Origin of the sequence: Bradyrhizobium sp. cir1 (assembly GCF_014198245.1) — a bacterium.
GTDB lineage: Bacteria > Pseudomonadota > Alphaproteobacteria > Rhizobiales > Xanthobacteraceae > Bradyrhizobium.
On sequence record NZ_JACIHE010000025.1, the window covers coordinates 22326 to 43396 of the forward strand.

Genomic DNA, 21071 nt, shown 5'->3' on the forward strand with positions numbered 1-21071 from the left:
GGAATTGGGCTTCGTTTACCCTCTATTTCATCGACGAATTTGAATTAAATCCGTAGCCTCTCGCACAAGCAAAGATGATCGGAGGATCAGCGCATCGCGAATGATGCGCGCGATCCTGAACGACAACCGGAGGCGGACGAGTATGAACGTGCGTGAAGCAGTCCTTACTGTCGACGAAACGCAAGCCATCTTCCTCGAGCAGGGCCCCTCCCTGGTCGAGCGCGCTGCCCGGACCGCCGCTGCGGCCGCGGCCGATGCAGACGGGGTCGATCGCGACGCCCGCTTCCCTCATAAGGCCTTCGACGTTGCGCGCGAGCAAAAGCTGCTCGGCGTCATGATCCCCGTCGAGTTCGGCGGCTTCGGCGCATCGATCCACGATGTCACCGACATCTGCTACACGCTCGGACGCGCCTGCGCCTCGACCGCGATGATCTATGCGATGCACCAGACCAAGGTCGCCTGCGTCGTCAGGCACGGCCACGGCATCCCCTGGATGGAAACCATGATGCGCCGGGTCGCCCGTGACCAGTGGCTGCTCGCCTCCTCCACCACCGAAGGCCAGAACGGCGGCAACATCCGCGCCAGCGCCGCCGCCGTCGACCATGCCGGCGACACCGTCTCGCTGGTGCGCGATGCCACCGTGATCTCCTACGGCGCCGAGGCCGACGGTCTCGTCACCATTGCCCGCCGCGCCACCGAAGCCGCTGCCTCCGACCAGGTGCTGCTGGCGCTCGCCAAGGACGATTATTCGCTGAAGCGGACCCTGGGCTGGGAGACGCTCGGCATGCGCGGCACCTGCTCGACCGGCTTCGAGTTGAAGGTGGACTGCCCCGCCGACCGCGTCTTCCCCGAAGCCTATGACAAGATCCACGCCCAGACCATGACGCCCTTCGCGCATCTGTGCTGGTCGTCCGCCTGGGCCGGCATTGCGGCTGCCGCGGTGACGCGTGCGCAGGCATTCATCCGCAAGGCAGCCCGCACCTCCGGCGGACAGATGCCGCCGGCGGCTGCACATTTCACCGCCGCGAAGATGTCGCTCGCCAAGCTGCGCGCATTGATCTCTGCGAACATCGACGCCTTCGCCCGTGTTGAGCACGACGAGCGGGCGCTCGGCTCGCTCGACTTCCAGTCGTCGATCACACTCCTGAAAGTGCAGGCCTCCGAGCTCGCGGTCGAGACCGTGATGCATGCGATGCGCACCGCGGGCCTTTCCGGCTACCGCAACGACGGCGAGTTCACCATGGGCCGGCATCTGCGCGACGTGCTGTCGTCGCCGATCATGATCAACAACGACCGTATTCTGGCGAACGCCGCCACCTCGACGCTGATGAGCGGCGTGCCATCGAGCCTACATGACTGACGTGCCTTCCCGACCAGTTCAACAAGAACAATTTCGAGATAGCAGGACATCGACCCATGAATATTGCCGTCCTCCCCAATTCGCCGGAAACCGCGCCGCAAATCGTTGATCCGCTCGATCATCTCGCCGACAAGCTGTTCCACCGCATGGGCTCGGACGGTGTCTACGCCCGCGCCGCGCTCTATGAAGGCATCGTCGAGCGGCTCGCCGCACTGATCACCAGCCATCGCGAAGCCGGCACCGAAGCCTTGCGCTTCCCGCCGGTGATGAGCCGCGCGCAGCTGGAGAAATCGGGCTATCTCAAGAGCTTCCCGAACCTGCTCGGCTGCGTCTGCGGCCTGCACGGCACCGAGCGCGAGATCAACGCGGCGGTGAGCCGCTTCGATGCCGGTGGCGACTGGACCACGTCGCTGTCCCCGGCCGACCTCGTGCTGTCGCCGGCGGCCTGCTATCCCGTCTATCCGATCGCGGCGAGCCGCGGCCAGTTGCCGAAGGGCGGCCTGCGCTTCGACGTCGCCGCCGACTGTTTCCGCCGCGAGCCCTCGAAACACCTCGACCGGCTGCAATCGTTCCGGATGCGCGAATATGTCTGCATCGGCACCCCCGATGACGTCGCCGATTTCCGCGAGCGCTGGATGGTGCGCGCACAGGCGATCGCCCGCGACCTCGGCCTGACCTTCCGTGTCGACTATGCCAGCGATCCCTTCTTTGGTCGCGTCGGCCAGATGAAGGCGGTGAGCCAGAAGCAGCAGCAGCTCAAGTTCGAGCTCCTGATCCCGCTGCGCTCGGAAGAGCAGCCGACCGCCTGCATGAGCTTCAACTATCACCGCGAGCATTTCGGCACGACCTGGGGCATCCAGGACGCCAATGGCGAGCCGGCCCATACCGGCTGCGTCGCCTTCGGCATGGACCGCCTGGCCGTCGCCATGTTCCACACCCACGGCACCGACCTTTCCGCCTGGCCCGCCAAGGTGCGGGACCTCCTGGGCCTGCAGCCGCATCTTGCGACTGAAGCCCATGGCGAAGGCTGGCGCTAGAGCATGATCCGGACCCGAAGGGCCGCGTTAGCGCAAAGTGCGACGCGGCTTTTCGAAAAGACCATGCTGAAACGATAGACCAAACGAGGCCGACCATTTCCACGGGCAAGACGAGCGTGATCCATACCAAGGTCCGTTGCCGCGAGATCACCGAATCCGATGTCGAGAAGATCGCGGACTTGCTGACGCGCGGCTTCGTCGGCCGTTCACGCGAATACTGGATGCAGGGCCTGCGCCGGCAGGCCTTCCGGCCAGTGCCGGAGGGCTATCCGCGCTTCGGCTACATCCTCGACAATGACGGCGAGCCTGTCGGCGTGCTGCTGCTGATCTACACGACGCGAAAGCGCGGCGAAGAGACCGCCATCCAGTGCAATCTGTCGAGCTGGTATGTCGATCCGGCCTACCGCAACTACGCCCCGTTTCTGACCAAGGTCGCGCAGCGGCACAAGGACGTCACCTATCTCAACATCAGCCCGGCGCCGTGGACCTGGCCGATCATCGAGGCCCAGGGTTTTCGCAATTACTGCCGCGGCATCTTCTTCTCGGTGCCGACGCTGGCACGCGCCCCGCGCTGGAGCAAGATCGAGGTGATCTCGCAACACGCCAAGGCGATCGACGGGCTTTCCGACGACGAGACCGAACTCCTGACGCGGCATGCGCGTTACAACTGCCTCAGCCTCGTCTGCCGCACGCCGAAGGGAGCGTTTCCCTTCATCCTGCAACCGGTGCGCATCCGCCGCGGCTTCATCGCGCCGCCCGCGATGAAGCTGATCTACTGCCGCAGTGCCGCCGAATACGCCGAATGCGCCGGCCGCATCGGGCGGCTGCTGCTGCGGCTCGGCAAGATCTCGGTGGCCGTCGACGCCAACGGCCCGATTCCCGGTCTCGTAGGTATTTATACCGAGCGACGCGGCCGCAAATATTTCAAGGGTCCGCACCGGCCGCAGCTCGGCGATCTCACGGATACGGAGCTCGTGCTGTACGGGCCTTAGGGGTCGCGCACGGTTCTGTAGCCCACATGAGCGCAGCGACATGCGGGAACGACCGTCCCCGGATATCGCTGCGCTCATCCGGGCTACAGGCTATCGCCTTGTCAGCTGGCCATTTGCGCGCCCTCTCTCCATCGCGAGTCACCCTCCGTAAACTACTGCGCTTAAGGGAATTTTCCCGCCTCTTCGCTACCCTCGGCAGCGGAATTACGTTGCGTTAAGTCTATTGCCCGCCGAGATCATGCCGACCCCATGAATTCGACCTGCGACAACGAGCTTGGTGCACACCGCGAGCAGAGCCCGGAGGCCCTGGTCGCGCTGAGCCAGCTTGCGCTCGATCGCATGGAGCAGGGCGTCTGCGTCTACGATGCCGACAACAGGATCGTGCTGGTCAACCAGAGTTACCTCTCGCTGTTCGACTTGTCGGCCGACGTGGTGCACATCGGCACGAGCTACCGCGGGGTGCTCGCGCACAGCGCGAGCCGTGGCAACTTCCCGGAGAGCGAGCTCGACGCCCTGTATTCGGCGCGGATCGCGCAGATCGCAGGCGGCAAGCGGTTCCGGACCGAGCAGCGGCTGGCGAGCGGCCTCGTCATGTCCCTCGAGCTGAAGCCGCTTCCCGGCGGCGGCTGGATGACGATCTGCGACGACGTCAGCCGCCTCGCCCGGCTCGAGGCGGAATTGCGCGTGCAGACCGAACGCAGCCAGCATGCGCTCGCCAACATGTCGCACGGCCTCATCATGTATGACGCCGACAGCCGCGTCGTCGTCTGCAACGAGCGCTTCCTGAAGCTCTATAATCTCGACCCCGAGATCGTGAAGCCCGGCGTCGCGCACAGTACGGCGATCGAACACTGGCTCTCGCGCGGCAACGTGGCGGGCATGTCGGCAGAGGAATTCCAAGTCACCAGGCTCGAGGACGTGCGCGCCAGGAAGGCGAAAGCCCTGCTGGTGATGCGCTACGACGGACGGATGGTGCAGGCGGTCTCCCGCTTCCTTCCCGACGGCGGCTGGGTGACGGTGCACGAAGACGTCACCGAGCGGCTGCAATACGAGGAGACGCTGCGGCAGCAGAACTTCATGCTCGACGCGGCGCTTGAGAACATGGCGCACGGGCTCGCCTTCTACGACAGCGACATGCGCCTGCGCGTCTGCAACACCACCTACCGCAAGATCTACCTGCTCTCGCCGGAGGAGACCCGGCCCGGCACGCATCTTGGCGAGCTGATCGAGCGATCGATGGTGAACGGCGCGTTCGCCTCGGAATACAGCCCGCAGCAGATCCTGGAAGTCGCCCGCGCGCGGATCGCGAGCCGCGACTGCTCGCCGATGCGCCGGCGCATGTCGAACGGCACCGTGATTTCGGTTCGCTACTGCGCGCTGGCCGAAGGCGGCTTCGTCGCCACCTATGAGGACATCACCGAGCGCGAGCACGCCGTCGAGGAGCTGAGCGAGCAGTATCGGCGTTTTGATGCGGCCCTGAACAACATGAGCCAGGGCCTGTGCATGCTCGATTCGAGCTTGCGCGTCATCGTCTGCAACCGCCGCTACATCGAGATGTACGGCCTGTCGCCCGAACTGGTGAAGCCGGGCGTCTCGATGCGCGAGATCATGGAACACAGTTGCGCGCTCGGCATCCATCCGAACATGACCGGCGCCAAGCTCTACGCCGATTATGTCGAGCGGCTGCGCGAGGGCGAGCACACGCTGCATCGCCACTTAAGCGACGGCCGCATCATCAAGCTCAATCACAAGCGGATGGAGCATGGCGGCTGGGTCGTCACCTATGAGGACGTCACCGAGCGGCACAAGGCCCAGGCCCGCGTGGCACACATGGCGCGGCACGACTCCCTGACTGACCTGCCCAACCGCACCCTGTTCCGCGAGAAGATGGGCGAGGGATTGAACCAGGTGGCGATAGCCGGCGGCGCGATGGCGGTGCTGTGCTTCGACCTCGACAATTTCAAGACCGTCAACGACCGCCTCGGGCATGCCGCCGGCGACCGGCTGCTGCGCTGGGTCGCTGCGCGCCTGAAGGAGAATGTCGGCGAGCACGACACCGTTGCGCGCCTTGGCGGCGACGAATTCGCCGTGCTCCAGCGCGGCCCGCAGCCGCAATCAGCCGAGAAGCTCGCCCGCCGCCTGGTCGAGATCATCGGTCACCCGCCCCCGCTGGAAAGCCAGGCGATCCATGTCGGCGTCTCCGTCGGCATCGCGATCGCGCCCGATCACGGCCTGGACGCCGACGAGCTGATGAAATGCGCCGACCTTGCGCTGTACCAGGCCAAGGCCAAGGGGCGCGGCGCCCACCAGCTGTTCGAGCCCGAGATGGAGGAAGAGGCGCGCAGCCGGCACGCGCTGGAGCACGATCTGCGCGGCGCGCTGGAGTCCAACCAATTCCATCTGGTGTTCCAGCCGCAGGTGCGGCTCGCTTCATCCGAACTTACCGGCTTCGAAGCGCTGCTGCGCTGGAAGCATCCCTCACGCGGCTTGGTCTCGCCCGCCGAGTTCATCCCGATCGCCGAGGAGAACGGGCTGATCGTTCCGATCGGCGAATGGGTGCTGCGCACGGCCTGTGCCACTGCAGCATCCTGGCCCGACGTCACTGTTGCAGTGAACCTCTCGCCGGTGCAATTCCGCTCCCGCGGGCTGGTGGCGTTGGTGACGAGCGCGCTTGCGGAAGCCGGCCTGCCGCCGCAGCGGCTCGAGCTCGAGGTCACCGAGACGGCGCTGCTCGACGACAGCGAGGCAACGATCGAGATCCTGCACCAGCTCCGCGCCCTCGGCGTGCGCGTCAGCCTCGACGATTTCGGCGTCGGCTATTCGTCGCTGAGCTATTTGCGCAAGTTTCCGTTCGACCGCATCAAGATCGACCGCTCCTTCGTCGGCACGCTCGGCGAAAGCCCGGAGAGTGTCGCGATCGTCCGCACCATCGCAAGCCTCGGCTCCGTGCTCAGCGTCGAGACCACGGCCGAGGGCGTGGAGACCGAGGAGCAACTCGACTTCGTGCGCGAATGCGGCTGCACCGCGGTGCAGGGCTATTATTTCGGCAAGCCGTGCCCTGCAGCGGAGGTCGGCGGCACCATCGAGACGCTGAACGCGGTCCGGCGCGTGGCGTAGGGGCTTTCAGGCCTCCTCAAATTCCGCGTCTCGGCACACCTCCAAACGACCAATTGTCGCACGCCTCGTTTCCGCGGGGGTCGCGGCCTCGCCCATGCGGGCGATCCACTCAATGCGCTTTTCTTCTCCGGTGATTTCGGGGACAATCTCCTCATAACAATGAGAAACGGCGGTCCAACGAGTCCGCTGGGAGGGAGGTATTTCGATGTCGCGATACGGGCTGAAGACGATTGCCTTTGCCGCCATGCAGGTTGTGGGCGCATTGCTCGCGACCGCCGCCAACGCGCAGGACTATCCCACAAAGCCGGTCACGCTGATCGTGCCGTGGCCGGCCGGCGGCTCGACCGATATCTCGATGCGCGCCATCGCCGACAGCGCCTCGAAGGTGCTGGGGCAGCCGATCGTGATCGACAACAAGGCCGGTGGCGGCGGCACGGTCGGTCCTGCGACCATGGCCGCCGCGGCGAAGCCGGACGGCTACACCATCTCGCAGATTCCGATCACCGTGTTCCGCCTCCCCCTGATGCAGGAGGTGTCATGGGATCCGGCGAAGGACTTCACCTATATCGTCCACCTCACCGGCTATACGTTCGGCGTGACCACCAGCGCGGAGTCGCAGTTCAAGTCCTGGAAGGACGTGGTCGAGTTCGCGAAGGCGAACCCGGGCAAGGTGACCTATGCGACGCCCGGCACCGGTACCTCGCTGCATGTCGGCATGGAGCAGATCGCGGCGATGTCCGGCATCAAGCTCACCCAGGTGCCGTTCAAGGGCGGCGCCGAGACCAACGCGGCCGTGCTGGGACAGCACACGATGCTGCAGGCGGATTCGACGGGCTGGCGGCCGCTGGTCGACGCCGGCAAGCTGCGGCTGCTGATGGTGTGGACCGGCGCGCGATCGCCGAACTATCCCGATGTGCCGACGCTGAAGGAGCTCGGCTATCCCATGGTCTATGATTCCCCGTTCGGCATCGCGGGACCGAAGGGCATGGATCCAAAGATCGTCGCCAAGCTGCACGACGCCTTCAAGAAGGCGGTCGAGGATCCCGCGGTGATCGCCACGCTCGCCAAGTACGACATGGTGCCGAACTACAAGAACACCGACGACTACAAGAAGTTCGTCGTCGAGGTCACGGAGTCCGAGCGCAAGGTGATCGACACGCTTGGGCTCGCGAAGAAGTAGAGTTCTGCTGCCACACATGCCGGCGTCATCCTGAGGCGCGAGCCGCACTTGCGGCTCGCTTCGAAGGATGGACACGGGCACCGTCGCCCTTCGAGGGCCGCGCTGCGCTTCGCCACCTCAGGACGACGGTGATCCGAGAGCATTCCAGATGAGAGATCAAACCAACGTCAAACTCCGCCTCTCCAATTCCGAGCTCTGGGGCGGGCTGATCGGGCTCGCACTCGGCGGCTTCGTGATCTGGTCGGGGCTGAAGCTGAAGCTCGGCACCATCAACGATCCCGGCTCCGGCTATGTGCTGTTCTACACGGGCATCCTGATGTGCGTGTTCGCGGGCTCCATCATCATCTCGGCGATCACCGAGGGCGGCCCGACGCTGGCCTCGCGCTGGGAGAACGTGCGCTGGAGCAAGCCGCTCCTCGTCATCGCCTGCCTTGCGGCGTTCTCCTTCGCGCTGGAGCCGCTGGGATTCTTGCTGTCGTCGATCCCGTTGCTGCTGCTGTTGCTGCGCCTGATTGATCCGGTGCGCTGGACGCTGGCGATCCCGATCGCCGTGCTGGTGCCATCAGGCATGTGGTGGGTGCTCAAGCGGCTGCTCTTGATCCAGCTGCCCTCAGGCCTGTTCGGGATCGGCTGACCGCATGGATACGCTTGTCAACGTCGCACATGGGTTCGGCGTCGCACTGCTGCCGATCAACCTGCTCTACTGCTTCATCGGCGTCTTCATCGGCACGCTGGTCGGCGTGCTGCCCGGCATCGGGCCGATCTCGGCGATGTCGCTGCTGCTGCCGGTGACGCTGTCGGGCACGCCGGAATCCGGCATCATCATGATGGCCGGCATCTATTACGGCTCGATGTATGGCGGCTCGACCACCTCGATCCTGGTCAACATCCCCGGCGAAGCGGCCTCCGTCGTCACCTGCATCGACGGCCACCAGATGGCGAAGCAGGGCCGCGCCGGCCCTGCACTCGGCATCTCCGCCTTCGGCTCCTTCATCGCCGGCACGTTCGCGCTGGTCGCCTTGATGCTGGTGGCCCCAAAGCTCGCCAGCATCGCGATCGCGTTCGGCCCGGCCGAGTATTTCAGCCTGATGGTGCTCGGCCTCGTCGTGCTCACCTTCCTGACCCAGGGCTCGATGCCGAAGGCGCTGCTGATGGCCTGCATCGGCGTCGTGCTCGGCCTGATCGGGCTCGACAGCATCACGGCACAGCCGCGCCTCACCTTCGGCCGCATGGAGCTGATCGACGGCATCGGTCTCGTGCCCGTGGTGATGGGCCTGTTCGGCGTTGCCGAGGTGCTGCTCAACACCGAGCAGGCGATCAAGCGCGACATCATCAACGCCAAGATCACACATCTGTTGCCAACCAAGGCCGATTGGCAAGCCAGCACCGGCCCCGTGGCGCGCGGCACGCTGCTCGGCTTCCTGCTCGGTATTCTGCCGGGCGGCGGCGCGGTGGTCGCCTCGTTTGCATCCTATGCGCTGGAGAAGCGGCTGTCGAAAACGCCGGAGCGTTTTGGTCATGGCGCAATCGAAGGCGTCGCGGGACCGGAATCCGCGAACAACGCGGCGGCCGGCGGCGCGTTCATTCCGCTGATGACGCTGGGCATCCCGCCGAACGTGGTGATGGCGCTGCTGCTCGGGGCCTTCGTCATCCACGGCCTGCAGCCGGGCCCGCTGCTGATCACGCAAAACCCCGGCCTGTTCTGGGGCATCGTCGCCAGCATGTATATCGGCAACGTCATGCTGCTGATCCTCAACCTGCCGATGATCGGCATGTGGGTGCAGCTCTTGAAGCTGCCCTACAACATCCTGTTCCCCCTGATCATCCTGTTCACGATCCTCGGCGTGTACTGCTCGAGCAACAACGTGTTCGACGTCTATGTGATGATCGCGTTCGGCATCATCGGCTATTTCATGCGCAAGCTCGGCTACGAGCCGGCGCCATTGGTGCTTGCCTTCGTGCTCGGACCGATGCTGGAGAACAATCTGCGCAAGTCGCTGATCCTGTCGCAGGGCGATCTCTGGACTTTCGTGCAGCGGCCGATCTCGGCGGCGTGCCTTTCGCTTGCACTGGTGCTGCTGATCGCGCCGCTGCTGCCCGCACTGCGCAAGAAGCGCGAGCTGGTGGCGCTGGATGAGGGGGCGTGAAGGGCGCAATTGCCCCTCGCCGCTCCGATCAAGCTTCGTAGGGTGGGCAAAGGCGCGGATGCGCCGTGCCCACCATCTCTCTATGGTGGGCACGCTTCCGCTTTGCCCACCCTGCGGCGTCTGCGCAAGAGGCACGGCGCGATCACCCCTCGCCGGTCCCTTCAAGCCGATCGCGCAGAGCGCCAATCACGCGATGGGCCGCCTCGATCTCCTTCACTGACAGACCATCCGCCAGGCCGTTGACCCATGGGGTCTGCAGGCGGCTGGCGGCGTCAGAGATCTGCCTGCCCTTGTCGGTGAGCACGACGAGCTGCGCCCGGCGGTGATGCGGATTGGTCTCGAACGCAACGAGGCCATCCCGCTCGAGATCGTTGACGATCCGCTGCACATTCTGGCGGTTGGCGCCGAGATTGCGCGCCAGCCAGGCCACGGGCTCCGGGCGCTCGGCAGCGACGATCGCCCCCAGAATCTGCCAGCGCGCGCTGGTGAGGCCGAGCGAGGCGACCAGCCGATCACCGGCGGTCAGGAGCAGGCCGTTGACCCGGAACAGGTCGAGAATGAAGCCGGTCATGGCCTCGCCCGCCGGGGTCCGCTTGATCTTGGTCATTTGTTGCGATTGTTCCGTATTGACATCATCATGTCAAATATCTATGTCAGGTATTGTCAAACTGACATGATGATACCAACTTAAACGGAGTGATGCCATGCCCGAGATGCGTCCGCTCGACCCGACTTTCCCGATCGACCGCCAGATCGCGCTCGACGCCGGGCCCGTGGTGCTGGTCAATTTGTTCACGCTGGATGCCGCCGATGAACAGAGGTTCCTGAAGAACTGGCAGGACGATGCCGCCTTCATGAAGCGGCAACCGGGTTTCATCTCGACCCAGCTCCACCGCGCAGTCGGCGACAATCCGACCTACCTCAACTACGCGGTCTGGGAGTCCAATGCGCACTTCCGTGCGGCGTTCACCCACCCGGAGTTTCGCGCGAAGATCGCGGACTACCCCGCATCCGCCGTCGCAAGCCCGCATCTGTTTCAGAAGGTCGCGGTAGCCGGCATTTGCGTGGCATAGCCGCCAACGTAGGGGGGATTAGCCGAAGGCGTAATCCACCTTTTCTCGTGCGGCGACAGACGTGGTGGGTTACGCCGCCGGTCTGCGCTTCGCGCAGCCGCCTGCTAACCCACCTTTCACACCTCAGCCCGCCGCCGGCAATACACTGTCCGCCGCCACGCCCCACGGGCGCTCGGCTGAGGCGAGCCCGATCAGGCGGCCCTGGATGTAGTCGCAACCCCAGTCGCGCAGCATGTTTGCGGCTTCTTCATCCTGCACCCATTCGGCGACGGTCTTGATGTCGAGGCGGCGGGCGAGGTCGATCAGCGTCTGCACGAAGGCGCGGTCGTCGGCGGAGTGCGTGATGTTCTGCACGAAGGCGCCGTCGATCTTGACGATGTCGACGCCGAGCTTGCGCAAGTTGCGGAACGAGGTGTAGCCGGCGCCGAAATCGTCGATGGCGATGCGGCTGCCGAAATTCTTCAGCCGCGTGACGAAGCCGCGCACGTCATCAATGTCCTGGATGGCGACCGTCTCGGTGATCTCGACGATCAACCGCTCGGCGACCCCGGGATGGGCCAGCATCAGCGACTCGATGCCCGCCCACCAGTCCGGATCCATGGTGGTGTCGGGCGAGATATTAAGGCTGAGACTGACGTCGGGTGCGGCCGCGAGCTCGGCGACCACGAGCTCGAGCACGCGGTGATCGACCAGGCGGATGAGGCCGAGCCGCTCGGCGACCGGCACGATGTCGGGCGCGAGCAGCACTTGGCCGTCGCCCTGGTCCATCCGCACCAGGCATTCGTGGAATGCGCGCTGGCGCGAGACGGCTGCGACCACCGGCTCATAGGCGAGCTTGATGCGGCGCTCGTTCAGCGCTGTCACGATCTCGTCGGTGACGCGGATGTTGACGCGGCGCTGCGCGTCGCGCGTGGCGTCCGGACGCCAGGCCGCGAACGAGCCGGCGCGGCGGCGTTTTGCGGCGTCCAGCGTCTCATGGGCGCGATTGACCGCTTCATCGGTGTTGCGGGCATAGCGCGGCAGACTGACCGCGCCGATCGAGGCGGTGACCGAGACCGGACCGGATTTCGTCGGCACCACCTCGTCCCGGATGCCCGCGAGGAAACGCTCGGCAGCGACGTTCATGTCGTCGACGGTGCAGTTCTTCAGGATCAGGCCGAACTTGTTGCCGGAGAAGCGCCCGAGCACGTCGCCGCCGCGCAGGCGCGCGCGGATGCGCTTGGCGATGTCGAGGATGACGGCGTCGGCAACATCGAAGCCGAAAGCGTCGTTGACGCGGGCGAGGTGATCGATGCCGACCAGCATGAAGGCCGCTGTCGAGCGGAAGCGGGTCGTCTCCTCGATCGCCTCGGCCAGCGCCGCGATCAGATGGGAGCGGTTGAGCTCGCCGGTCAGCGGGTCGAGCCGGGCCAGTTTGGTCAATTCCTCGTCACGGGCGTGGCGCTCATTGTTGATGCGGACGGAGCCGATCGCACGCGTGGGGCGGCCATCGGGGCCGGCGAACCAGCGGCCGGTCTCCTCGATCCAGATCACGGGGTCGGAGGCGCTCATGCGCACGCCGTACTCGATGCGGTAGGGCGTGCCGTCGGCGCCGTGCACGGGGAAGGTCTGCGCCAGCGCGGCGGTCCGCAGCGACTGCGCGGGCTCGATCAGCTTGGCGAATTCGGTGCCGGTCGCGAGCCGCTCGGCGGGGATGCCGGGAAAGACGGCGCTGACCTGCTCACCCCAGACGATGGCATCGCTGGCGATATCCCAGGCGAACACAGCCTGGCCGAGGGCGGCCAGGATGTCGGAGGCTTGCGGCAATGCGGGGGTCAAAATCGCCTCATTTCGGGACAGCGGGGAGTCCTGAGCCGGCACAGGATAGAGCCAGATTCGCCCTCGACCCTAGGCAAAGTTGATAAACAATTTGGAAACCACGTTGTGAAGTGAGAAGGGAACCAAACCGGCCCGCCCGGCATAGGCCTTGCGAGTACTGACACGCACCGGCGCCCGCGTCCCGAAACGCGACAGTGTCGGATCAACGGTGATCGCGATGTTGAGTACTGATCGAGCGGAAGAGGCGGCAGGCAGCATGGGCACGGCCCTGGTGCCGCTGATCCCGACCGTGCAATGGCTCCACAAGGTGCCGCTGCCCCGCCCCGATTCGAGCTTCGTCACCCAGCTGATCGCCAATGCCGAGCACCTGCCCCAGGCCAGCCGGCTCCGCCGCGCCTCGTCCGAGGATGCGCGGATGGCCTATGGCAGCAAGCGCCCGCTCGGAAGCGTCACCGCGCGCACGCGGCAGGTGGCTTGATAAGCAGGAGATCGCGCTTCACCTCGCCCCGCTTGCGGGGAGAGGTCGATCGCGAAGCGATCGGGTGAGGGGGACTCTCCGCGAGTCCAACTCTCACCATCCCCGTGGAGACTCCCCCTCACCCCAACCCTCTCCCCGCAAGCGGGGCGAGGGAGCGCACCGACACCACGGCGACAGGCTCAAGTGATCAGCGCGGCGTATCGGGCGAGGACGGCGTGCCGTTACCCGGCTGCAGATGCGGTGAGGGGATTTCCGGCGAGGGCGGGATCACCGGCTTCGGCGCGGGATGATCCATCAGCACGGATTCGGCGACCGATTGCGCGGAGGGCGCGGGTGGCACCACCGGCGCTGGCTGCGGCGCCGTCACCGGCTCGAACTTGGGTTCGGACGCGACATCCTCCACCGGCGGCTCGGCCTGGCGCTTGGCCTTGCGCGGCGCCGGCACTGTCGTCTCGGCGACATAGGTGACGCGGCGGCGCGTGCGCTGGGCGATGCCGCCGAGGAAATCGGCCATCGCCAGCAGCACCAGCAGGAAAAAGGTGGAGTTGCCGAATTTGGGCCACATCACGAATTCGGCGGCGGCCGCGCCGAATATGATCAGCGACAGCAGATGATCCATCAGGAATTTCGAGCCGGGCCGCGCGCCTTTGACCACCTCGAGCAGCAGCAGCACCACGCCGAGCGCGAGCAGGAGATCGGCGAGCGTGACCGGCCAGGTCTCGCCCGTGATCATCGGCACCTTGAACAGCACGTCCGAGAAGGACACGCTGGGCATCAGGAAGGCGATGATGTTGTAGACCGCGAGCGGAATCAGAAGCAGCGGGAAACCGACCATCGGCAAGATGCCTTCTCGATCAAGATATCCGGACAGGACAATGCGGCGGCGAAGCATTGGCTCCGCCGCCGTCACTGCCATATCTCACGGGTTGGCCGACATCAGACAGGTCCAATCATCCTGCCCGGAGAAAGGTCCTGACTTTAGGACTCTTTCTTCTTCAGGACCTGACGGCCCTTGTACATGCCGGTCTTGAGGTCGAGATGGTGCGGACGACGGAGCTCGCCGGAGTCCTTGTCTTCCACATAGGTCGGCTTCTTGATGGCGTCTGCCGAGCGGCGCATGCCACGGCGCGACGGCGAGGTTTTTCTTCTCGGAACGGCCATTTCAATATCCTCTAGGGATTGGTGTTGTCAGGGCATCGTCCGCGAGGGACGGCTCAGCACCCGCAATAGGAGGCGAGCTGAATGCCGATGAAGGCCGGGCTTATAGAGGAAGGCTGGCCGTAAAGCTAGGCTTTTGGCCCGGAAAATGCGCCCAAAAAGGGCCCGGAATCAGCGATTTTCCCGCCAGCAGGTGGCAAGTGAGCTCGCCTGCCCCCGCGCCATATAGGTGGCCGCCAGCCGCCGGACGCCCGGCCCAGGGGTCCGGGCGCTGCGTTTGACCGGATTCGGCAGGATCGAGGCCAGAAGCGCGGCCTCTCGCGGCGACAGGTTTTCGGCCGATTTGCCGAAAGCATAGGCGCTGGCCGTCTCCACCCCAAACTGGCCCTGGGGGCCGAGCTCGGCGATGTTGAGGTAAATTTCCAGGATCCGCGGCTTGGGCAGGACAAAGTCGATCCACAGCGCCAGCGGGAATTCGAGCGCCTTGCGGATGAAATCGCGTCCCTGCCAGAGGAACAGGTTTTTCGCCACCTGCTGAGTGATGGTGGAGGCGCCCCGGAACGGCGTGCCGTCCTCCTTCGCATCGTCGATCGCCTCGCGGAGCGCGCCCCAATCGATGCCGTGATGCTTGCAGAAATGAGCGTCCTCGGCCGCCACCACCGCGCGCGGCAGATAGGGCGACATCTCCGCCAGATCGATCCACTCCCGCTGCATCGGCGCGCCCCGCAAGCTGCGCCAGGCCATCAGCGTCGAAACGGGGTGGCCGGTGCGGTAGAACGGCGCGATCACATAGGGCGCGAGAACTGCAACCGCGAGCACCAGCAGCAGGATTTTGACGATGCGCAAATCGACCTTTCCGGCGCAAACTGAACCGCGGCCACGGGCTGGGCCATTAAGTCTGTGATAATTCGGGCCTTTTCCAGCACTTTTTAGGCCTTCCAAACGATTGACTGGGGCGGGCGCATAAAGGATTGTCCCGCCGAATTTTAGTTCTGGAGCCTTTCTTGATGACCGGCACGTCCCCGTCCGATTTCGCCAAACGTCTGGACAAGACCGCTGATGACACCGAAGCCCTGCTCGGGCGCCTGCTGTCGGACGACATCCTGCACGATGAGATCGCCCGGCCCAAGCGACTGATGGACGCAATGCGCTATTCGAGTCTGAACGGCGGCAAGCGCCTGCGGCCGTTCCTGGTAGTCGAGAGCGCCGCCGTGTTCGGCGTTCCCCGCGAAGCGGCCCTGCTCGTGGGCGCTGCGCTCGAATGCATCCACTGCTACTCGCTGATCCATGACGATCTGCCGGCGATGGACAATTCGGACCTGCGCCGCGGCCGCCCCACCCTGCACAAGCAGACCGACGACGCCACCGCGATCCTCGCCGGCGACGGCCTGCTCACGCTCGCCTTCGACATCGTCACCCGCGACGAGATCCATCGCGACGCCAATGTGCGGCTGCTGCTGACGCGTGCGCTGGCGCGCTGCGCCGGCATCGGCGGCATGGTCGGCGGTCAGATCCTCGATCTCGCCGGCGAAGGCCGCTTCGGCGGCAACGAACTGATCGATGTCGCCCGCATTCAGCAGATGAAGACCGGCGCGCTGCTCCGCTACGGCTGCATCGCCGGCGCGATCCTCGGCCAGGCCTCGCAGAAAGAATATCAGGCGCTCGACGATTACGGCCGCGCGCTCGGCGAAGCCTTCCAGATCGCCGACGACCTGCTCGACGTCGAAGGCGATGCGGCAGCCCTCGGCAAGCCGGCCGGCGCCGATGCCGCGCTCGGCAAGACCACCTTCGTGACCCAGCTCGGCATCGAAGGCGCCAAGCAGCGCGTACGCGACCTGCTCGCGCGCGCCGACAGCGCGGTCTCCATCTTCGGCGACCGCGCCGCCGTGCTGCAAGCCGCCGCACGCTTCGTCGCCGAGCGGAAGAACTGACGTAGACCGATGGCGGTCGGAGGCAAAGACGATCCCGTCCTCGTCCGCTTCCGCAGAATGTCGCGGCCGGTGCGGCTGATCTATGCGCGGCCGCGGACCTTCATCGCGCTCGCCGCCGGCATCCTGGTCAGCCTGCTGCTGCCGGGCTCATTCAGGCTGGTGACACGGCTCCTGTTCGGCTGGGATGCGCTGATCGCGGTCTATCTCGTGCTGGTCTATGCGATGATGCTGTGCAACGACCACCAGCACATCCGCCGCGCCGCGGCGATGCAGGACGACGGCCGCTTCGTGATCCTGCTGGTGACGGCCACGGGCGCCTTCGCCAGCATTGCGGCGATCGTCTCCGAGCTCGGCACGCCGCATCGCGGGGTGCTTGAGCTGACCATCGCGATCACCACGATCGCATTGTCATGGGCCGCCGTGCACACGACCTTCGCGCTGCACTACGCCCATGATTATTACAGGAACGCGAAGCCGGGCGGCTTGCAGTTTCCGAGCGGCGACAAGGAAGACCACGCCGACTATTGGGACTTCGTCTATTTCTCGTTCGTGATCGGCATGACCGCGCAGGTCTCCGATGTCGGCATCACCGACAAGACCATCCGCCGCACCGCCACCGCCCACGGCATCGTGTCCTTCATCTACAACACGGCCTTGCTGGCGCTGACGGTGAACATCGCGGCGAGCGCGATTTCAAGCTGATTGTTGTCCCGGCCCCCGTGCGCAATTGCGCACTAGGCCGGGACGACCCGATTAGCTCAGTTGCACACCTCGGCATTGGCGTCGTTGCCGGGGCCACCGCCGCCGCGATATTCGAGATGGCAACCGCGGTTGACCGGACGGCAGCCGCCGCTGTTGCAGAAGACCTGCCCGCCACCCGAGCGACGACCGACGCCAGGCGCGGCAGCGATGCCGGCTGCTGCACCATAGCCGCCTGCCGCTTCGGCCGCCGCACCGCCGGCCTGACGACGCTGCCGGGCGGGACGTTCATCACTGTCGTCGCGCTTCGCCGTTGCAGGCTTGGCCGGCTTTGCGGCGCGCTGCTTCTCGCACTCATTGTCGTCGTTGACCGCATAGCCCTCACGGCAGACGATCTTCGTGCACTTGTCGCCGTCGGCCTTGAAGCCGTGCTCACAGACCAGCGGACAGACCCGCGACGGCTTCGCCTTGACGGCGTCGAGCGCGTCGGTGCTCGCGACCTTCACGTCGAGCTTGGTGCCGGCATAGCGGTTGAACTGCGACAGTGAGCGCTGCGAGGATGTATTCCAGTTCCCGTCGGCCTGTCCGGAGAAGCAGCCGACCCGGCCAAGCTCGGTCTGCACCGAGCGGCTCAGATCGGCCGGATTGGTCGCCGGCGTCAGCGCGGCGACGTTGGTACCGGCCGGGCTCGCGGTGCTGGCCGGCGCGGTGCTGGGTGCCGCCGCGGCGAGGTTGACGCGCTGCTGCTCGGCGGCGGCCGCCTGCTGTTGGGCCTGCTCCTTCGCCTTCTGCGCGGCGAGCTGTGCCTGCTCGGCGGCCTTCGCCTCGGCCGCGGCCTTGACCTGCGCATCCTTCTGCGCACCGAGAGCGGCAAGACGATCGCGCTCGGCCTCGGCCTGCTTCGACTTCTCGATCGCCGCCGCATGGGCCTGCTCGGCCTGGATCTTGTCGATCTGGAGCTTGGCGAGGTTGGCATAGAAGCCGTCGGGGTGCTGGGCGAGGAAGGCTTCCCACGCCGGCTTGTTGCCGACCTGAAGCGCGAGCTCGTAGTCGCGGCGCATGTCGGCCTGCGGGTTCGCCACAGGCGCCGCAGCCACCGCCTTGACCGGCACCAGCGGGACATCATCGCCGCCGAGCGAGCCATAGACGAACGGCTCCTGCTTGTTGCCGGTCGACTTGAGCACGTCGTCGCGCACGAAGCCGAACGCGCGGCGGACATCGAGGCCCGGCGTCGTCAGATGCTTCGACAGCGCAACCGTAAACGGGCTGTTGGCGCCGTCGCCGTCCTGCGCCGTGAAGCCGGCCTTGGCCGAATAGGCGATCAGCGTGTTGGGGCTGGTCGGCTCGACCTGGGCGAGGCCGCGGCCGATGCCGCGCGAGGCAATCGTGCGCTTCATGGTCTTGCCGAACGGATTGTCCCGACAGGCATCCAGAATCACCAGGCGGAGCTGCTTGGCCGGTTCGACCGCGACCAGGATGCGGTCGAGCGAGAGCGCCTCGTCATAGACGTCGGTGTCGCGCTCGAGCCTCGCGTCGACGGGGATCAGATAGTTGGAGCCTTCAACCTCGATGCCGTGACCGGCATAGTAGACCACGGCGATGTCGGCAGTGCGGGTCGCGTCGGCAAAGTCGCGCAGCACGCGTCGCGTATCCTGGGCCGACAGATCGTGCCGGGAATCGACAACGTCGAAACCGGCCTCCTTCAGCGTCTTCGCCATCACCGCCCCGTCATTGACGGGGTTAGCCAGCGACGGCGCGTGCTGATAGGCCGAGTTGGCGAGCACCAGCGCGACCCGCTTGCCGGCAAAAGCCGGATCGGCGCCGAACAGCAGCGCGGCAGCAAGGAGAAGCGGGCAAAGTCTGAGCAGATTGCGCATGACACGACTTCCGAAGTTCAGGGCCGTCTGGGCCTTTGGGACCGCTTTAGCAGGATCGAGCACCGGCGCTTGTGATGGAGGTCACGAAGGCGGCGTCCGACGACAGACCGAAAGACCCTCTATGTTTGTCGCGCCAGCGCGGTTGGGGTTCGGCGACACCAGCGGACGCGGGCCGGGTTCCCGCTAGGGATCGCCGACATGCCCCCGATATTGCGGCAGATTGTCCGTAATCTCGTGCCAGGGCGCCTTCGAACCCACGAAAATATGGGCGCTCGGCCGGATCGAGGGGGCATCGACCAGGGTTCCCAGGGCGACATGGACCCATTTCCCCTCACGCACCCGGGAATAAAGCAGCGAACCGCAGCGGGCGCAGTGGGCGTCATGGGTGGTGTCGTCCCCGTAGATCATGCGCTGGTCATCTCCCTGGACGATGCAGAGCTTGTCCTGCGCGATGCCGGCGAACGGCTTGAAGGCGGAGCCGGTGGTGCGGCGGCAGTTCGAACAGTGGCAGTTCATCGAATAGACGAAGGCATCGGCCACCTCGAAGCGCACGGTGCGGCAACAGCATTCGCCGGTCAGGATACGAGCATTGGAATTTTCTGATCCGGTCATGGCGACGCCCTCGCGCAAATGGCTAACACACCCATAGCGCATTTTGATGTGTACGACTAAGTTCCGCCCAAGCCATCATGCGAAGGGATGACCCATGAGCCAGAACCGTTCGAGCGTCGAAGCCGTCGTGCAATCCTATTTCGACGGACTCTATGAGGGCGACGCCGACAAGCTCGGCGCCATCTTCCACCCCTCGGCCGATTTGCGCTGGGTCGAGAAGGGCGAATTGCAGGTGCTGACCGTGCCGGACTGGCTCGACCGCGTGCGCAAGCGTGCCTCCGCCAAGGCCGAAGGCAAGCCGCGCGAGGATTTCATCGTCACCATCGACCGCTCCGACGACAAGACCGCCTTCATTAAGGTCCGCTGCCAGCTGCCGCCGCGCTATTTCACCGACTATCTGGTGGCGATGAAGCTCGCCGACGGTTGGCAGATCGTGTCGAAATCGTACAGGTATGACCTGAGGGAGTGAGGGGGGCTCGACCTTCCGCTGCCCGAAATCGGGCGCACTCGCTTCCCATTCTCCGTCATTGCGAGCGCAACTCTCGCCGCGTCATTGCGAGGAGCCCTTGCGACGAAGCAATCCAGAATCCCTCTGAGGAGACAGACTGGATTGCTTCGTCGCTTCCGCCTTCGCTCTGCGAGCTACGGCGGACAAGTCGTTCCTCGCAAAGACGACGCGGATGCAGCATCCGCTACATTTCTCACCTCCACTCACCTGAAAGTCCCCCATGCTTCTCGACCGCCGTTCCCTGCTCGCCTCGCTCTGCTGGATGGCCGCTTCCCCCGCGCTTGCCGCGGAGGCGCCGCCTGAACTCGAAACCTATGAACGCGACAGCGGCGGGCGGATCGGGCTCTATGCGGAAAATCTGGCGACCGGCAAAAAGCTCGCCTGGCGGGCCGACGAGCGGTTCGTCATGTGCTCGACATTCAAGGCTTCGCTGGCGGCCTGCGTACTGGCGCGGGTCGATCGCGGCGAGGAGCAGCTTGCGGCCATGATCGCTTACGGCCAGGCCGACCTGCTCGACTACGCGCCGGTGGCCAAGCAAAATCTCACGGCCGGCAAGATGTCGGTCGGCGAGATGTGCAAGGCAATTGTCGAGCTCAGCGACAACACTTGCGCCAATCTGCTGCTGGCACGGATCGGCGGCCCCGCCGCGCTTACCGCATTCTGGCGATCGCTCGGTGACACCACCTCGCGGCTCGACCACAACGAGCCCGAGCTCAACCGCTCACCGCCCGGCAATCCCCAGGACACCACGACGCCGGCGGCGATGGCGAATAATCTGCGTCGGCTGGTGCTGGGCGAAGCCTTGTCGGCGCAATCGCGCGTTCAGCTCACCGACTGGATGGTGAACTGCAAGACCGGCGCAAACCGGCTGCGTGGCGGCCTGCCGGCGGACTGGACCATCGGCGACAAGACCGGCAACAACGGCAAGGACGCAGTAGGCGATATCGCGGTCGTCTGGCCGAAGCCTGACGCGCCGATCCTGATCGCGGCCTATACCCAGGGCGGCACGCCGAATTCCGCGCAGATCACGGCCGTATTTGCCCGCATCGGACGCATGGCGGCAGAGCGGCTGGCGTAAGGCCGC

At 65.4% G+C, this 21071-nt stretch carries 20 protein-coding genes; 13 read left to right on the forward strand and 7 right to left on the reverse strand.

All coding sequences use genetic code 11. The annotated features are described in order from the left end of the window. The first annotated feature begins 142 nt into the window (after positions 1 to 142). The 7 genes from GGD63_RS33225 to GGD63_RS33255 all read left to right on the forward strand — a co-directional run bounded on the left by GGD63_RS33225 (position 143) and on the right by GGD63_RS33255 (position 9833). The gene (locus GGD63_RS33225) at positions 143 to 1360 is read left to right on the forward strand and encodes an acyl-CoA dehydrogenase family protein (RefSeq protein ID WP_183248443.1); all 1218 of its coding nucleotides are present in this window, start codon (positions 143 to 145) and stop codon (positions 1358 to 1360) included. Between the two features lie 56 nt (positions 1361 to 1416). Next, entirely contained in the window at positions 1417 to 2397 is a 981-nt protein-coding gene (locus GGD63_RS33230) for an amino acid--[acyl-carrier-protein] ligase (protein ID WP_183248445.1), read from the forward strand. A 116-nt stretch (positions 2398 to 2513) separates the two neighbouring features. Next, positions 2514 to 3389, forward strand: coding sequence for an acyl-CoA acyltransferase (locus GGD63_RS33235; protein WP_183248447.1), 876 nt, complete (start codon positions 2514 to 2516; stop codon positions 3387 to 3389). Between the two features lie 249 nt (positions 3390 to 3638). Then, complete coding sequence (locus tag GGD63_RS33240) at positions 3639 to 6506, forward strand: PAS-domain containing protein (protein WP_183248449.1); 2868 nt, start codon at positions 3639 to 3641, stop codon at positions 6504 to 6506. 205 nt (positions 6507 to 6711) lie between these two features. Continuing rightward, entirely contained in the window at positions 6712 to 7686 is a 975-nt protein-coding gene (locus tag GGD63_RS33245) for a tripartite tricarboxylate transporter substrate binding protein (protein WP_183248452.1), read from the forward strand. A 148-nt stretch (positions 7687 to 7834) separates the two neighbouring features. After that, entirely contained in the window at positions 7835 to 8320 is a 486-nt protein-coding gene (locus tag GGD63_RS33250; RefSeq protein ID WP_183248454.1) for a tripartite tricarboxylate transporter TctB family protein, read from the forward strand. 4 nt (positions 8321 to 8324) lie between these two features. Then, a complete protein-coding gene (locus tag GGD63_RS33255) occupies positions 8325 to 9833 on the forward strand; it encodes a tripartite tricarboxylate transporter permease (protein ID WP_183248456.1) in 1509 nt (502 codons plus the stop codon). 142 nt (positions 9834 to 9975) lie between these two features. Here GGD63_RS33255 and GGD63_RS33260 read toward each other — a convergent pair whose 3' ends face one another. Beyond that, on the reverse strand, positions 9976 to 10440 hold the full coding sequence (locus tag GGD63_RS33260; RefSeq protein ID WP_183248459.1) for a MarR family winged helix-turn-helix transcriptional regulator: 465 nt from the start codon (positions 10438 to 10440) through the stop codon (positions 9976 to 9978). A gap of 97 nt (positions 10441 to 10537) precedes the next feature. Here GGD63_RS33260 and GGD63_RS33265 point away from each other — a divergent pair, with 97 nt between their 5' ends. Beyond that, positions 10538 to 10906 carry an antibiotic biosynthesis monooxygenase gene (locus GGD63_RS33265; RefSeq protein ID WP_183248461.1) on the forward strand — a complete coding sequence of 123 codons (369 nt, stop codon included), beginning with the start codon at positions 10538 to 10540 and terminating at the stop codon, positions 10904 to 10906. Between the two features lie 123 nt (positions 10907 to 11029). On the opposite strand, the gene GGD63_RS33270 is transcribed toward GGD63_RS33265, so the two are convergent. Then, positions 11030 to 12724 (reverse strand): bifunctional diguanylate cyclase/phosphodiesterase, encoded by a 1695-nt coding sequence (locus GGD63_RS33270; RefSeq protein ID WP_183248463.1) that lies wholly within the window; start codon positions 12722 to 12724, stop codon positions 11030 to 11032. Positions 12725 to 12941: 217 nt separating this feature from the next. Between GGD63_RS33270 and GGD63_RS33275 the strand changes: the two genes are divergently transcribed. After that, a complete protein-coding gene (locus GGD63_RS33275) occupies positions 12942 to 13202 on the forward strand; it encodes a hypothetical protein (protein ID WP_183248465.1) in 261 nt (86 codons plus the stop codon). Positions 13203 to 13389: 187 nt separating this feature from the next. On the opposite strand, the gene GGD63_RS33280 is transcribed toward GGD63_RS33275, so the two are convergent. From GGD63_RS33280 to mtgA, 3 genes are all read right to left on the reverse strand, one after another. Then, positions 13390 to 14037 (reverse strand): hypothetical protein, encoded by a 648-nt coding sequence (locus GGD63_RS33280; protein WP_183248553.1) that lies wholly within the window; start codon positions 14035 to 14037, stop codon positions 13390 to 13392. A gap of 143 nt (positions 14038 to 14180) precedes the next feature. Beyond that, positions 14181 to 14363 (reverse strand): 50S ribosomal protein L32, encoded by a 183-nt coding sequence (rpmF, locus tag GGD63_RS33285; protein WP_007598106.1) that lies wholly within the window; start codon positions 14361 to 14363, stop codon positions 14181 to 14183. Positions 14364 to 14531: 168 nt separating this feature from the next. Next, positions 14532 to 15206: a monofunctional biosynthetic peptidoglycan transglycosylase gene (gene mtgA, locus GGD63_RS33290; protein ID WP_183248466.1), complete on the reverse strand. Its 675-nt coding sequence runs from the start codon at positions 15204 to 15206 to the stop codon at positions 14532 to 14534. Between the two features lie 161 nt (positions 15207 to 15367). On the opposite strand from mtgA, the gene GGD63_RS33295 reads away from it, so the two are divergent. Continuing rightward, the gene (locus GGD63_RS33295) at positions 15368 to 16291 is read left to right on the forward strand and encodes a polyprenyl synthetase family protein (RefSeq protein ID WP_183248468.1); all 924 of its coding nucleotides are present in this window, start codon (positions 15368 to 15370) and stop codon (positions 16289 to 16291) included. A gap of 9 nt (positions 16292 to 16300) precedes the next feature. After that, positions 16301 to 16993, forward strand: a complete 693-nt coding sequence (locus GGD63_RS33300) for a DUF1345 domain-containing protein (RefSeq protein WP_183248470.1) — start codon at positions 16301 to 16303, stop codon at positions 16991 to 16993. 56 nt (positions 16994 to 17049) lie between these two features. Here the strand turns inward: GGD63_RS33300 and GGD63_RS33305 are convergent, their stop codons facing one another. Next, entirely contained in the window at positions 17050 to 18867 is a 1818-nt protein-coding gene (locus GGD63_RS33305; RefSeq protein WP_183248472.1) for a caspase family protein, read from the reverse strand. A gap of 183 nt (positions 18868 to 19050) precedes the next feature. Next, entirely contained in the window at positions 19051 to 19479 is a 429-nt protein-coding gene (locus GGD63_RS33310) for a GFA family protein (RefSeq protein WP_183248474.1), read from the reverse strand. Between the two features lie 94 nt (positions 19480 to 19573). On the opposite strand from GGD63_RS33310, the gene GGD63_RS33315 reads away from it, so the two are divergent. Together GGD63_RS33315 and bla are read left to right on the forward strand one after the other, a co-directional pair. Beyond that, a complete protein-coding gene (locus GGD63_RS33315) occupies positions 19574 to 19948 on the forward strand; it encodes a nuclear transport factor 2 family protein (protein ID WP_183248476.1) in 375 nt (124 codons plus the stop codon). A 259-nt stretch (positions 19949 to 20207) separates the two neighbouring features. Beyond that, positions 20208 to 21065, forward strand: coding sequence for a class A beta-lactamase (bla, locus tag GGD63_RS33320; RefSeq protein ID WP_183248478.1), 858 nt, complete (start codon positions 20208 to 20210; stop codon positions 21063 to 21065). Positions 21066 to 21071: the final 6 nt, after the last annotated feature.

Coding starts and splice junctions, on each gene's coding strand:
- bla (WP_183248478.1), top strand. CDS start 20,208: ATGCTTCTCGACCGCCGTTCCCTGCTCGCCTCGCTCTGCTGGATGGCC.
- GGD63_RS33300 (WP_183248470.1), top strand. CDS start 16,301: ATGGCGGTCGGAGGCAAAGACGATCCCGTCCTCGTCCGCTTCCGCAGA.
- GGD63_RS33260 (WP_183248459.1), bottom strand. CDS start 10,440: ATGACCAAGATCAAGCGGACCCCGGCGGGCGAGGCCATGACCGGCTTC.
- GGD63_RS33275 (WP_183248465.1), top strand. CDS start 12,942: ATGTTGAGTACTGATCGAGCGGAAGAGGCGGCAGGCAGCATGGGCACG.
- GGD63_RS33230 (WP_183248445.1), top strand. CDS start 1,417: ATGAATATTGCCGTCCTCCCCAATTCGCCGGAAACCGCGCCGCAAATC.
- GGD63_RS33250 (WP_183248454.1), top strand. CDS start 7,835: ATGAGAGATCAAACCAACGTCAAACTCCGCCTCTCCAATTCCGAGCTC.
- GGD63_RS33240 (WP_183248449.1), top strand. CDS start 3,639: ATGAATTCGACCTGCGACAACGAGCTTGGTGCACACCGCGAGCAGAGC.
- GGD63_RS33305 (WP_183248472.1), bottom strand. CDS start 18,867: ATGCGCAATCTGCTCAGACTTTGCCCGCTTCTCCTTGCTGCCGCGCTG.
- GGD63_RS33280 (WP_183248553.1), bottom strand. CDS start 14,037: ATGGTCGGTTTCCCGCTGCTTCTGATTCCGCTCGCGGTCTACAACATC.
- GGD63_RS33315 (WP_183248476.1), top strand. CDS start 19,574: ATGAGCCAGAACCGTTCGAGCGTCGAAGCCGTCGTGCAATCCTATTTC.
- GGD63_RS33225 (WP_183248443.1), top strand. CDS start 143: ATGAACGTGCGTGAAGCAGTCCTTACTGTCGACGAAACGCAAGCCATC.
- GGD63_RS33310 (WP_183248474.1), bottom strand. CDS start 19,479: ATGACCGGATCAGAAAATTCCAATGCTCGTATCCTGACCGGCGAATGC.
- GGD63_RS33255 (WP_183248456.1), top strand. CDS start 8,325: ATGGATACGCTTGTCAACGTCGCACATGGGTTCGGCGTCGCACTGCTG.
- GGD63_RS33295 (WP_183248468.1), top strand. CDS start 15,368: ATGACCGGCACGTCCCCGTCCGATTTCGCCAAACGTCTGGACAAGACC.
- GGD63_RS33245 (WP_183248452.1), top strand. CDS start 6,712: ATGTCGCGATACGGGCTGAAGACGATTGCCTTTGCCGCCATGCAGGTT.
- GGD63_RS33265 (WP_183248461.1), top strand. CDS start 10,538: ATGCCCGAGATGCGTCCGCTCGACCCGACTTTCCCGATCGACCGCCAG.
- rpmF (WP_007598106.1), bottom strand. CDS start 14,363: ATGGCCGTTCCGAGAAGAAAAACCTCGCCGTCGCGCCGTGGCATGCGC.